Source organism: Bacteroides sp. AF34-31BH (genome assembly GCF_003602795.1).
GTDB lineage: Bacteria > Bacteroidota > Bacteroidia > Bacteroidales > Bacteroidaceae > Bacteroides > Bacteroides uniformis.
The window spans coordinates 174,971-188,522 of sequence record NZ_QTLV01000005.1; the positions used below are offsets into that span (position 1 = coordinate 174,971).

8 protein-coding genes are annotated in these 13,552 nt (G+C 47.5%); 4 read left to right on the forward strand and 4 right to left on the reverse strand.

What is annotated here, in order from left to right:
• From sufD to DWZ67_RS10265, 3 genes are all read left to right on the forward strand, one after another.
• Positions 1-1,344, forward strand: a complete 1,344-nt coding sequence (sufD, locus tag DWZ67_RS10255; protein ID WP_005824364.1) for a Fe-S cluster assembly protein SufD — start codon at positions 1-3, stop codon at positions 1,342-1,344.
• Positions 1,345-1,411: 67 nt separating this feature from the next.
• Positions 1,412-2,632, forward strand: a complete 1,221-nt coding sequence (locus DWZ67_RS10260) for a cysteine desulfurase (protein ID WP_050756854.1) — start codon at positions 1,412-1,414, stop codon at positions 2,630-2,632.
• Positions 2,633-2,702: 70 nt separating this feature from the next.
• On the forward strand, positions 2,703-3,023 hold the full coding sequence (locus DWZ67_RS10265; RefSeq protein ID WP_005824368.1) for a heavy metal-binding domain-containing protein: 321 nt from the start codon (positions 2,703-2,705) through the stop codon (positions 3,021-3,023).
• A 93-nt stretch (positions 3,024-3,116) separates the two neighbouring features.
• On the opposite strand, the gene DWZ67_RS10270 is transcribed toward DWZ67_RS10265, so the two are convergent.
• The gene (locus tag DWZ67_RS10270; RefSeq protein WP_120138771.1) at positions 3,117-5,198 is read right to left on the reverse strand and encodes an LruC domain-containing protein; all 2,082 of its coding nucleotides are present in this window, start codon (positions 5,196-5,198) and stop codon (positions 3,117-3,119) included.
• Between the two features lie 66 nt (positions 5,199-5,264).
• Between DWZ67_RS10270 and DWZ67_RS10275 the strand changes: the two genes are divergently transcribed.
• Positions 5,265-7,469: a sodium-translocating pyrophosphatase gene (locus DWZ67_RS10275; RefSeq protein ID WP_120138773.1), complete on the forward strand. Its 2,205-nt coding sequence runs from the start codon at positions 5,265-5,267 to the stop codon at positions 7,467-7,469.
• Here DWZ67_RS10275 and DWZ67_RS10280 read toward each other — a convergent pair.
• The 3 genes from DWZ67_RS10280 to DWZ67_RS10290 form a co-directional block, all read right to left on the reverse strand.
• Complete coding sequence (locus DWZ67_RS10280) at positions 7,466-9,067, reverse strand: SusD/RagB family nutrient-binding outer membrane lipoprotein (protein WP_005824376.1); 1,602 nt, start codon at positions 9,065-9,067, stop codon at positions 7,466-7,468. The two genes, DWZ67_RS10275 and DWZ67_RS10280, sit on opposite strands and share 4 nt — an antisense overlap.
• A 12-nt stretch (positions 9,068-9,079) precedes the next feature.
• Positions 9,080-12,427, reverse strand: a complete 3,348-nt coding sequence (locus DWZ67_RS10285) for a SusC/RagA family TonB-linked outer membrane protein (protein WP_120138775.1) — start codon at positions 12,425-12,427, stop codon at positions 9,080-9,082.
• Between the two features lie 165 nt (positions 12,428-12,592).
• A complete protein-coding gene (locus DWZ67_RS10290) occupies positions 12,593-13,528 on the reverse strand; it encodes a FecR family protein (RefSeq protein ID WP_005824380.1) in 936 nt (311 codons plus the stop codon).
• Between the last annotated feature and the right edge of the window lie 24 nt (positions 13,529-13,552).

Sequence of the window (13,552 nt, forward strand, 5' to 3'; positions counted from 1 at the left end):
ATGAGTGTAGAGCAACAATACATAGACCTTTTCTCCCAAACGGAGGCGATGATATGCCGGCATAGTGCCGAGGTGCTGAATGCGCCGCGTGCCGCTGCTTTTGCTGACTTTGAGCGCTTGGGCTTTCCCACCCGTAAGGAGGAGAAATACAAATATACGGATATCAGCAAGTTCTTTGAGCCGGATTATGGCTTGAACTTGAACCGGTTGGAAATTCCGGTGAATCCTTATGAAGTGTTCAAGTGCGATGTTCCCAATATGAGCACTGCTCTTTATTTTGTGGTGAACGATGCTTTTTATGGCAGGGCTTTGCCTAAGTCCCATCTGCCTGAAGGGGTTATCTTCGGCAGCCTGAAGGAGGTGGCCGAGAAACATCCCGATTTGGTGAAGAAATATTATGGCAAGTTGGCTGATACGGCAGAGGATGGGGTGACGGCGTTCAACACCGCTTTTGCACAAGACGGCGTTCTGTTTTATGTTCCTAAGAACGTGGTGGTAGAGAAACCTATTCAGCTGGTGAATATCCTGCGTGGTGACGTCAATTTTATGGTGAACCGCCGTGTGCTGATTATTCTGGAGGAGGGTGCACAAGCCCGCTTGTTGGTGTGTGACCATGCGATGGACGGCGTGAACTTCCTGGCAACGCAGGTGATAGAAATCTTTGCCGGTGAGAATGCCATTTTCGATTTTTATGAACTCGAAGAGACACACACCAGTACGGTACGTATCAGCAATATGTATGTAAGGCAGGAAGCCAATAGTAATGTATTGCTGAATGGTATGACCTTGCACAACGGAACTACACGGAATACAACCTGTGTGACGCTTGCCGGTGAACATGCGGAGCTGAATCTGTGCGGTATGGCCATTGCAGACAAGAATCAGCATGTGGACAATCATACGACAATCGACCATGCCGTGCCCAACTGTACCAGCAATGAGCTTTATAAGTATGTCCTTGACGAGCAGGCTGTAGGTGCCTTTGCCGGTCTGGTTTTAGTGCGCCCTGACGCACAGCACACCAGTTCGCAACAGACCAACCGCAATCTTTGTGCCACCCGAGATGCACATATGTACACCCAGCCTCAGCTGGAGATTTATGCAGATGACGTGAAGTGCAGTCACGGCGCTACGGTGGGGCAGCTCGATGAAAGCGCTCTCTTCTATATGCGGCAGCGTGGTATTCCGGTGCGCGAGGCGCGCCTGCTGCTGATGTTCGCTTTTGTCAACGAAGTTATCGACACCATCCGTTTGGATGCTTTGAAAGACCGTCTGCATCTGCTGGTAGAGAAGCGTTTCCGGGGGGAACTGAACAAATGCCAGGGGTGCGCCATCTGCAAGTGATAGCTTATAATTTCGATTCATTATGAACAACGATATAAATAAGAGTAGTATCTTGGCTCCCCTCCCTATGGGAGAGGGGCTGGGGGAGAGGCTTCGAGCTGATTTCCCTATCCTTTCCCGTGAGGTATATGGCAAGCCGTTGGTCTATCTGGACAACGGCGCGACTACGCAGAAACCTCGCCAGGTAGTAAATGCCATTACGGACGAATATTATTCGGTGAATGCCAATGTGCATCGCGGAGTGCACTTCCTGTCGCAGCAGGCTACAGAGCTGCACGAGGCCTCGCGTGAGACGGTGAGACGTTTCATCAATGCCCGCAGCACGAATGAGATTGTCTTCACCCGTGGTACGACGGAGAGTATCAACCTGCTTGTCTCCAGCTTCGGTGAGGAATTTATGCAGGAGGGGGATGAGGTGATTCTTTCTGTGATGGAACACCATAGCAACATTGTTCCCTGGCAGCTGCTTGCCGCCAAGCGTGGAATTACCATCAAGGTGATTCCGATGAATGACAAGGGCGAACTCTTATTGGACGAATATAGGCAGTTGTTCTCCGAACGTACCAGGATTGTCAGTGTGGCGCATGTTTCCAATGTGCTGGGTACGGTCAATCCCGTCAAGGAGATGATTGCTTTTGCCCATGAGCAGGGTGTTCCGGTGCTTGTGGACGGTGCCCAGTCCATTCCCCACATGCCGGTAGATGTGCAGGATCTGGATGCCGATTTCTTCGTTTTCTCGGCTCACAAGGTGTATGGTCCTACGGGGGTAGGGGTGCTTTATGGTAAAGAGGAGTGGCTGGATAGGATACCTCCCTATCAGGGCGGTGGAGAGATGATTCAGCATGTATCTTTTGAAAAGACTACCTTCAATGAATTGCCCTTCAAGTTTGAAGCCGGTACGCCGGATTATATCGGTACTACCGGACTTGCCAAAGCTTTGGACTACGTTTCGCTGGTTGGGATGGACAAGATTGCCGCCTATGAACACGAATTGACCCAGTATGCCATGCAACGGCTGAAAGAGATTCCCGGTATGCGTATCTTCGGCGAGGCAGAAGACAAGGGTAGTGTCATATCGTTTCTGGTAGGTGATATCCATCATTTTGATATGGGTACATTGCTCGACCGTCTTGGCATTGCCGTACGCACGGGACATCACTGTGCCCAACCATTGATGCAGCGTCTTGGCATCGAAGGAACAGTGCGTGCATCTTTCGGGCTTTACAATACCCGGGAGGAGATAGATGTGCTGGTGGCAGGTATAGTTCGTGTCAGCCGGATGTTCTGACCAAAGCAAAGCTTTGCAACCTTTCTTTCATTCCTTGCGTCTAATATGTCAACAACTAAAAAAATGAATTATGTTAGTAACAACAACCCCGACTATTGAGGGTGGACGTATCACCCGCTATTATGGCATCGTTTCCGGTGAAACGATTATCGGTGCCAATGTATTCCGCGATTTCTTTGCCAGCATCCGCGACGTGGTGGGTGGGCGAAGTGGCTCTTATGAAGAAGTGCTGCGCGAAGCTAAAGATATAGCCTTGCGCGAGATGCAAGAACATGCCCGTGCTATGGGTGCCAATGCCGTGATTGGTGTAGACTTGGACTATGAAACGGTAGGAGGCAGTGGCAGCATGTTGATGGTTACGGCATGCGGTACGGCTGTAACGGTGGAATAAGTTCGCTCTACTATATTACAACATAGGAAGATATAAGAAATGGCAACCCTGTGAATGGTTGCCATTTTCTTTATAAGGAGTATCTTTTATCGATTATTTGTACCAATCCTTATAATCTGTTCCATTGGAATTGACCCAATCCATAAAATGTTCAAAGCTCTTGTCTATCGGCTGGGTTTCAGGAGTATTGAAGTTTGTGGCTCCACTTAGATGAATGGCAAAAGGATAGTTGCCATTGGCTACATAATAGCTTGTCGGTACAGAGGACAAATCCTCTTCGGTATGGAATAGAGCCATGTCTGCCTTTTCAGTAGGAGGATAGTTGACCAAATGCACTTCGATGCGTGATTCTTTCAATTCGTCATGTACCATGATGAATGGATTATAAGGGGGAATTCCAAGCGTTTCGTGTGATAGTGGAGTCTTGAAGGTGTTCTTTATCTTATATGTAGCGGTTTTTGTATTTCTCTCTGTTACATCGAGCGCACTTAGAAATACATTGACGGTAGCTTTGGAAAGGTCTGTATCCAGTCCTTGTCCGTTGAAACTTGTGGGGGCTTCCAATATTTCAGTTGACATATTGCTGCGTTCTGTATTCAGTTGGTAAGCGAAACCATTTTTGAAAGTGGCACCGGACCAAAGCAACTCATAGGTGTCTTCTGTAGAAAGGACCTGATTGGCATCATTGAAGTTCAATACGGACTGGTATTTTACAATAACATCATTCAAGTCATAGTCACCCTTTCTGGGCCAATTATCTTCGAAAGCGATGATTCCTTTGTATTCCAGACTGTATTTCTTATCCTCGTTGCCACCGTCAGGTTTGATATCAGGAATATCCGGATTGATGATGGCTTCGATGGGGTTGGACCATACGTTGAATTGTATATCATTATAGTCTTGGTCTGTCCAATCTTCAAAGGACAATACGACAAAATCATCGATGCGGAATGCAGCTGTATGTGTACGGCCGTCCCCATTCAGCTTTGTAGTAGAGTAGAAAGGCTTATTGTTTCCGCCATAGAAGCTGTCATTCAATAGGAACCATCCGATTTTTACTCCATTGGGAAATACGGTGCCTTGGTCCACTCCGTCGGGGTCTATGTAATGAAGCTTTACACTTTCACCGCCTTGTAGTCCGGAAGCCTTTTTATTATAATAATTATCCATCAGAGTGTTTGGAAAAACAATGCATTTGGGGGCTTTTTTAATTTCACTTAAAGATGCGTCTGCCCTATAGCAATAATAGCCAAAGGCGTTCGCTGCACCGCTGGTTCCTCCAATTATCCGGATGGATACTTCCGCATTGCGCCCTTCCGGATCATTGATTTCAAAATCTATGGCTTGTCGGTATTGCTTAGGGCATGTGCCTCCTTCCTTCAAGGTCGTATTGATGATTGTCAATACATCACCGGGAATTGTGATTTTGTTGTCTGTGTCTAAATAATGAGGATATCCTTTGGAGCTCCATGTTCCTAATACATGGTATCCTTTGGGTGCCTGCCATCCCTCCGCCCGTGTTTGCGGATTATCATCGGTGGAATCCCATTTGATGTCGGCAGTAATGGCATCTCCTGCAATAACTGTTTTGAAGAGGGTGGGGACCCCTATATAAGAAGTATAGATATATGCTTCGTCCCCATGGTCCGAATTGATGATTTCCTTGCCGCTATATGCACCGTTACCGTCTGTCATGCGTCTGATGACCGGTTCCAGGTCTGTGCGTTTTATAATCTGGCCATCTTTGTCAATCGTGAACGGGTCTTCAAGATAGATTTCAAAAAGTACTTTATAGCCTTCGGGGACATCATACTTTACGTTTACTTGGATGGAAGATGTCGTAGAAAAATCAAAAGAGTTGGGAGTCTTCTCATCGTCTTTTCCATTATCGGGATTGTAGACGTCATGTTCGCATCCTATGGATAGGAATGCCAGCATAATGCTGCATAATGTCAAAGCCAGCATCTTGCATGTCAGGTTAGAATAGATTGGTTTCATAATGCCTTTGTTTTTAGCTTGTTTACTTGTTGCAAAGGTACTATAAAAGTTGTAATATATATCTATATGTGCTCTATTCTTCTCATTAAATACAAAAAATAGGTAAAAAAGGGTACTGCTTGTTGTTTTATTCGCCAGTATAAATACATGCTTGCTTGGATTTCTTTTCTTTTTCATTTGCTTATTTCGTTTCAAATCAATATTTTTAGGCTTTCGTTCAACCTTTTAATACGAATAAATGCTATGGACCAAATCCTATTCTGGCTGGTTCCAGCCGCTTCTATTATGGCACTTTGTTTTGCCTGGTATTTCCATCGTCAGATGATGAAAGAGAGTGAGGGTACGCCTCAGATGATTAAGATTGCCGCTGCTGTGCGCAAAGGTGCTATGTCTTACCTTCGCCAACAATACAAGATTGTGGGCTGGGTATTTCTGGGGCTGGTTATCCTTTTCTCCATTATGGCATACGGTTTCGGAGTGCAGAACTCCTGGGTGCCGATTGCTTTCCTTACCGGAGGATTCTTTTCCGGACTTTCCGGCTTTTTGGGTATGAAGACGGCCACCTACGCATCGGCTCGCACTGCCAATGCGGCACGCACATCGCTGAATGCCGGACTACGCGTGGCTTTCCGTAGCGGTGCGGTGATGGGACTGGTAGTGGTTGGCCTTGGCTTGCTTGATATATCTTTCTGGTATCTGTTGCTGAATGCTGTAATTCCGGAAGATGTAATGACTCCCACCCATAAACTCTGCATCATTACCACTACCATGCTGACTTTCGGTATGGGCGCTTCCACGCAGGCATTGTTTGCACGCGTAGGTGGCGGTATCTATACAAAAGCTGCCGATGTAGGTGCCGACCTTGTGGGAAAGGTGGAAGCCGGTATCCCCGAAGACGACCCGCGTAATCCTGCCACGATTGCGGATAATGTAGGCGACAATGTAGGCGACGTGGCAGGTATGGGGGCTGATTTGTACGAAAGTTATTGTGGTTCTATCCTTGCTACGGCTGCCCTCGGTGCTGCGGCTTTTATCCACTCGGGTGATACGCTGATGCAGTTCAAGGCCGTAATCGCTCCGATGCTGATTGCAGCCGTCGGAATATTGCTTTCCATTATCGGTATCTTCTCCGTGCGTACCAAAGAGAATGCGAAGATGAAGGACTTGCTGAACTCACTGGCTTTCGGTACTAATCTCAGTTCTATTTTGATAGTTGTCGCCACTTTCTTTATCCTGTGGTTGCTGAAGTTGGACAACTGGCTGTGGATTTCCTGCTCCGTGATAGTGGGTTTGATAGTAGGTATCATCATCGGGCGGTCTACGGAGTACTATACTTCCCAATCCTACCGTCCTACCCAAAAGCTGAGTGAAAGCGGAAAGACCGGTCCGGCGACAGTCATAATTTCCGGTATAGGCTTGGGAATGCTTTCTACGGCTATTCCGGTGATTGCCGTGGTGATAGGTATCATTGCTTCTTATCTCTTTGCTTCGGGCTTCGACTTCTCTAATGTGGGTCTGGGGCTCTATGGTATTGGCATTGCCGCAGTAGGTATGCTTTCTACATTGGGCATCACGCTTGCTACAGATGCTTACGGACCGATAGCTGACAACGCGGGTGGCAATGCGGAAATGTCCGGTCTGGGTGAAGAGGTGCGTAAGCGTACCGATGCGCTTGACTCCTTGGGCAATACTACAGCCGCTACGGGCAAAGGCTTTGCCATCGGTTCCGCCGCTTTGACGGGATTGGCTTTGCTGGCCTCTTATGTCGAGGAAATCCGTATCGGGCTGACCCGCCTCGGGACTACCGAACTGTCGCTTCCTCATGGTGATGCCGTGGCTCTTCAAGATGCCACTTTCTTCGACTTTATGCATCACTACGATGTGACGCTGATGAATCCGAAAGTTCTTTCCGGTATGTTTCTGGGCTCGATGATGGCATTTCTTTTCTGTGGATTGACGATGAATGCGGTAGGGCGTGCAGCGGCCCATATGGTAGACGAAGTGCGCCGCCAGTTCCGCGAAATCAAGGGAATCCTTACGGGAGAGACGGAACCTGATTATGAGCGTTGTGTGGCAATCTCGACGAAAGGGGCGCAACGCGAGATGGTGATTCCGTCACTGATAGCTATCATTGCTCCGATTGCGACGGGACTTATTTTCGGTGTTCCCGGTGTGCTCGGCCTGCTGATTGGCGGATTGAGCAGTGGTTTCGTGCTTGCCATCTTCATGGCAAATGCCGGTGGTGCATGGGATAATGCCAAAAAGTATGTGGAAGAAGGCAACTTTGGCGGCAAAGGCAGTGAAGTCCACAAGGCTACAGTCGTGGGTGACACCGTAGGAGACCCGTTCAAGGACACATCCGGTCCGAGCTTGAATATCCTAATCAAGCTGATGAGCATGGTAGCCATTGTGATGGCAGGGCTTACGGTTACGTGGAGTCTGTTCTAGAAAGAGTTTTTCCCCGTATCCCACCAAAGGCGGGTGGCGCCGTTATCTGCGCCACCCAGTTTTTCCGTGAGGGTGGCGTATTGTGCCGGGTCGGCAGTGGCAGCGTCCGTCGAGAACGGAAGGCGGCGGATCATGATATCCGTATCAATCACTTTTCCGGTGTTGTTTTGGACCTTGAAAAGTTTGGGGTATCCGGTACGGCGTTGCTCAGCCCATGCCTCATAACTTTCGGGCCAGCATGCCAGCCACTTCTGGGTAATAATCTTTTCGAGTTTCGTCTCTATGTCTGCATCTTCTTCCCATTTGGGGGATATGGTAATCAAGGCTTTCATGTCCTTGCCTACCTTGCCGCCCGAGACTACATCTTTATAATCGGCAGGGGTTTTGTCGCTTTCCAGATATTCGGAAGCACCGGCACAGTCCCACTGTGTAAATGAAGTACTTACCCCGTATTCATAGCATGTGCGGGGATTCTCTTTGGTATAGCCACGGAGGGCTGCTTCGGCCCTGAGCAGCCAGACTTCTGCCGCACTCATCAATACAGCTCCGGTCTTTTCGCCGATGGTACTTGTGTTGAGGGAAGAGCAAAAACTGTAAATGTTGGCGTCACCGTCTTTCATGGGTAACCCGATGGGAATGCCTAACAACTGTTTTTGATAACCTTCGAGAAGGGCGGTGTTATACCATTTCTTGCCACGCGGGTCCTCATAACCGTTGACAATGGATTCCATCGAGGCATTCATGTAGACTTCACCCCAACCGGCAACGGCACACAAAGGATTGATATAGTTCTTGCCCATTACAGCGATGGTTTCCCTTGCACCTTCCAGTACACCTTGATTGTCATTCAGTGCTTTGGTTGCTTGGTCTTTGGCAAGTGTTGCATCTACATTGGAGATGCGCATGGCAAGGCGCAAACGTAGTGAGTTGGCAAACTTTAACCACTCCTTCAAGGTCTTGCCGTTGGTCAGCATATCATACTCTTTGAATTTGTTGTTGTCACCGCCCTCGTCCAGGTATTCCCTTATCAATTGCTGCCCTTCGTCCAGGTCTGCAAAGAAGCGTGTATAGGCTTCTTGCTGTCCGTAAACCCGGGGTGTCTCACCCAGTTGATGGTAGACCAGCGGACCGTATGTATCGGCAATGCGGTGCATCAGTTCCACTTTCAAAATTTCGGTAATGCCGAGGTAGCCTTTCAAGTTGTCATTGCCATAAAAGTTCTTTTCTGCCTTCTGCACCTCCGTGTAGACATATCCGTAAGTACATTGCCATGCGGCATTGGTCCAGCCTGAGTTCAGGTTGTAGCAGGCGTTGGATTTCATGAATTTAGGAATAGGGTCCATGAAGTAGCCGGAGAACATGTCATGGTTCAGGGATTGTGTCATCTGCCATACCCAATTTAAGCCTACAGAACCTATATTGAAGTAGATGCCCGACTGTATGGGTTCGAATGGAGCAGTCAGGTTCTGGAAATCTATTTCCTTTTTGTCGTCCGAGAAACCTCCCTTGATTTCGTTGTCGTTCTCAAAACCGCCGGTGCAAGCTGCAAGCAGCAATATGCTATGGCAGAAAAGGAATATGATGCACTTGTTTTTCATAAGGTATTCATTTTAAAAGGTTAATCTTAGGTTAAAGCCGATATTCCGGGTAGTAGGCATGCCAAACACGTCTACTCCTTGATTGTTGTTGCCTACGGACATTACTGTATCGGGGTCGAACGGTGCTTCCTTCTTTAAGAAACACAAGTTGCGCGCTGCCAATGATACGTCGATTCCCTTTATGAATCTACTGTTTTCCAGTATCGTTTTCGGGAAAGAATAGCTCAGTGATACTTCACGGAGTCTGATGCAGGTTGCGTCGTACATATAATATTCGGAGATGGCATTTCTGCCGCCTACTGCGCTGTAAAATGCTCTCGGGTCGTTGAACTTCTGTCCCTGGTATTCTACATATCCCCGGGTGCGGGCATCTTCGGTGACTTTGGTCACGCCGTTGGCATCCAACTCAGACTGTGTCAGTGACATGACTTCGCCGCCAAAGCGGAAATCTATCAGGAAATAGAGCTCCAGGTTCTTGTAGGTAAGTGTGTTGCTACATCCCATGGTGAAGTCAGGATTGGCATTCCCAAGCAAATCCTTGTTTCCGGTATTTCCTAAAGGCCTTTTGCTGGTTTCATCAACCATGATGCTGCCATCCTCGTTACGGCGGAAAGCATTTCCATAAATATCCCCCAGGCTGCCTCCTTCTTTGACACGCATCTGATAGCCTGCGTTGAAACCTTCTTCGTAGTAGGAAAATTCCGGATAGTCAGGATGCAGGGTCACTACTTTGTTCTTGTTGGCGGACATGTTGATGAGACTCTTCCACGAAAAGTTTCTGTATAGTAGCGGAGTGGCGTCTACCGTCAGCTCAAAACCCTGGTTACGTATTTTTCCGGCATTGACATACCGGTATTTATAGGTGGAGCCCGTAGGATTGTCCATTCTCAACAACTGGTTCTTGGTATTGGTCTGATACCAAGTGAAGTCTATCCCGAAGCGGTGATGGAAGAAGCGCCATTCTGTACCGAATTCGATGGAGCTGCTGATTTCCGGTTTTAGGTCACCGCGCTGTTCTACGGTATTTACATTGATACTGCCGCCTACCATGATGATGTCTACCGGATTGGTGATTCCTATCGGGAGGTCATTACCGACTTCCGCCCATGAAGCGCGCACTTTTGCAAAACTTATCCATTTGGGCAGGGAGCAGGTTTTGTTAAGAATCCAGGTAGCTCCTATGGAGGGATAGAAGAATCCGGTATTCTTGCTGTCTGTGTGGGCTAATGTGGATGACCAGTCGTTACGTGCGGTAATGTCCAAGTATAGTAGTCCTTTCCAGCCCCACTGCATGGTGGCAAATACTGATTGGAGCGTGCGTTTGCTGTCGATGCTCTGATTTACGGCTGCTTTGGAGTCCATCACTACATTGGGGACGGTAAATACATTCGGTTTGTAGAGGGAAGCAAGCCTTGAGTCTATCGTCAGTGAATTGACTTTACTCATGTTGATGCTGGCTCCCAGTGCCGTATTGAGGGAAAAGTCATCAAATTCCTTGTTGAACAAGACCATTGCGTCACCGTAGACTTGGATTTCCTGGCTGTCCGACCAGATGTAACGTCCGTTTTCCTTGTCCTCGTATTTGCCGGCGATGTTGGGAGCTGTAGTGGCATACATCTTATTGTCGAATTTATCACTGATATAATCCACATTACCCCGTACCTGCAGGTTGAAGTAGTCCGTAATGTGCAGATTGGCTCTGGCCGATGCCACAGCGCGATAACGCTTGTAGCCACTGAGCACGCGGTTTTTCAGCCAGTAGGGATTCTGTCCCCATTCACTGACGGTACCATCTCCATTCTTTTCAATCCAGTTTTGTGTCATCATATTGCGGTCGGCATTCCACGTTTCAAAGTTTTCTCTGTAAGTGCTCATGTCTACGCCACGTGGGAAACTGTACAAGCTGACCAGCGGATTCAGATAATAGCCGCCGGTAGCAGGGGAGTTCTTGACGGTTTGGGTCATTAGTGTTGCAATGCCGTCCAGTTTCAGCTTGTTGTTGAAGAGGCTGGCCGTTTCGTGTAGGTTCAGGTTATTCTTCTGTAGTTTGTTATTGTCCACAATTCCTTTAGCCGTGGTGTTGGCGTATGAGAAATAAGTTTGTACCTTTTCATTTCCGGTAGTGATAGCCAGCGAATTGAAAGTGGTGATGCCATTGCTGAAGAACTCGCCTATGTTGTCATAGTCCGTTACATTGCCTTTTGTACCCCAGCTTGCCGTACCGCCATCTTCGTTCCGGCCGTATGTATTTTGGAATTCGGGGGTACTGATGGCGTGACTTACGGTCAGGTTGGAGGAGAATGTAACGCGCTGCAGTCCGGCCTTTCCCTTTTTAGTGGTGATCAGAATGACGCCATTAGCTGCCTGCGAACCATAAAGCGCGGCGGCAGAAGAACCTTTCAGGATGTTGATGCTTTCTATGTCGTCCGGATTCAAGTTGGAAATCCCGTCACCGGCATCACGGTTCAATCCATCGTAGTTACCGCCGATTACGGTGGAGGTGGATTCTGTTGAGCTGTTCAGCATAGGAACACCGTCAATTACGTACAAGGGCTGGTTGTTGCCGCTGGCAAATGCAGAGCGTGCACCGCGAATGACGACTTTGGCAGAACCTCCTAAATTGGCGGTTTTATTGATTTGTACTCCGGCCGTCTTTCCTGCTAGTGTATTAATCATGTTCGGCTCTTTGGCACGGGTCAGCTCATTGCTGCTTATCTGTTGGGTAGAATAGGTCAATGAGGACATTTTCTTCTGGATACCCATGGCGGTTACCACTACTTGCTCCAGGGCGAGGTTCTTTTCTTCCATCCGGATGTGGAGATTATTTCTACCGTTCAGGGCAATGGTTTGCGGCTCATAACTGATGTAGGATACGACAATAGTGGCATAAGGAGGGATATTCATACTAAATTCTCCTTCGGTATTGGTGATAACACCATTGGCGGTCCCTTTTTCAAGAATGTTGGCACCGATAATCGGTTCGCCTTTGGAGTCCGTCACCTTTCCTCTTACAATAGCCATTTCCTGCAGAGTGTCTGTCTTATCCTCAGCACTCCTGCTGTTTTTGGTTAAAACGATGTTTTTGCCTTCCATCACATACTTGATGTCTGTCCCTTTGAACATTTGGTCAAGTACTTCGGAAACAGTTTGGTTGCTTGCATTGATGTCGACGGTACGGCGTACATCGACGTTCTGTTTGTTATATACAAATAAGTATTCTGTTTGCGATTCAATTTGCTCGAGAACTTGCCCTACCCTCAGCCGGGCATTTTGAATGCTGACCCTGGCATTCTGAGAGTAGCAGTTCCCGCTGTACACCTGAAATATAACAAGCAGGAGAAGGAATAATGTGATTTTCATAGGTTTGCAATAATTGCTTAAAATCTAATTTTTTTAGATAAAAAAGCCTCATCAACAAAATTTTTCTCATATCTTTGTCACTGTGTTAAGTTAATAAATTGATTAAGGTCGATTTTTGACTGTTTCGGATCGGAAAGTATGGGGGTACTTTCCGATCTTTTTTTCTTACTCATATATAACAATTGAATCCTTTTCTTCGTTGATGCGGAACTTGAAAGGATGGTCTTTCGAGATGGTCCGCAGTATATGTTCGATGCCGTCCTGCTCTCTGAACTTGCCGGTAAAGCTGCCGTAGTTCAGCAGTTGAGGACTGGCAACGGTTATCTTTACATTATAGTATTTCTCCAGTCTACCGAGGATACCGCTGAATGGAGCGTCGTCAAAACAGTATAGTCCCTCTTTCCAGCGTAGATATTCATAGGAAGGAAGGACGGCCTTTCTACATTTTCCGTTTTCATTGAGAAATACCTCGTCTTTCTGCAACCTGGTGATTATCTGGCTGCTGTTGGCCGGATAGATATCGACGATACCTTCCACCAATGTGGTTCCGAACTCATGGCTCCCACTGTAGGCACAGACGTTGAAACTCGTTCCTACAACTTTTACCTTGTTCGTTTCTGTATGTACATAGAATGGGATATTCTTGTTTTTGGCTACTTCAAAGTAGGCCTCTCCGTCCAATTCCACATTTCGTTCGTTGCGTCCGAAGTTGGCGGCATATTTCATGGTGGACTTGGAGTTCAGCCATACGCGTGTTCCATCGGCGAGGATAATTTGGGCCCGTTGTCCGGCAGGCACAGTGACTGTTTGCAACTGCACCTCCTTGTTATATAAAAAGTCGGAGGTGATGAAATAACCGGCAATGGCGACAATGGTGACGGCGGCTATACGGGCCGCCCAGCGGAGCATCGGCATGATGTGCACCGTTTTCTTTTCATTGTTTCCCTGCTTGTCCGAGAACAAGGAAATGTCGTATATCATGCGCTCTTTCAGGAAGATGTCCCGGTTTTCATCCGAGGCGTCTATCCAGTCGAGTATCATCTTTTCTTCTTCAACGGAAGTAATACCTTTGAAATATTTATATAATAGCTCTTGGTTCATTGTCAATAATTTATTTCTTTTCTA

Coding starts and splice junctions, on each gene's coding strand:
- DWZ67_RS10290 (WP_005824380.1), bottom strand. CDS start 13,528: ATGAACCAAGAGCTATTATATAAATATTTCAAAGGTATTACTTCCGTT.
- DWZ67_RS10260 (WP_050756854.1), top strand. CDS start 1,412: ATGGGAGAGGGGCTGGGGGAGAGGCTTCGAGCTGATTTCCCTATCCTT.
- sufD (WP_005824364.1), top strand. CDS start 1: ATGAGTGTAGAGCAACAATACATAGACCTTTTCTCCCAAACGGAGGCG.
- DWZ67_RS10280 (WP_005824376.1), bottom strand. CDS start 9,067: ATGAAAAACAAGTGCATCATATTCCTTTTCTGCCATAGCATATTGCTG.
- DWZ67_RS10275 (WP_120138773.1), top strand. CDS start 5,265: ATGGACCAAATCCTATTCTGGCTGGTTCCAGCCGCTTCTATTATGGCA.
- DWZ67_RS10270 (WP_120138771.1), bottom strand. CDS start 5,198: ATGAAAAAGAAAAGAAATCCAAGCAAGCATGTATTTATACTGGCGAAT.
- DWZ67_RS10285 (WP_120138775.1), bottom strand. CDS start 12,427: ATGAAAATCACATTATTCCTTCTCCTGCTTGTTATATTTCAGGTGTAC.
- DWZ67_RS10265 (WP_005824368.1), top strand. CDS start 2,703: ATGTTAGTAACAACAACCCCGACTATTGAGGGTGGACGTATCACCCGC.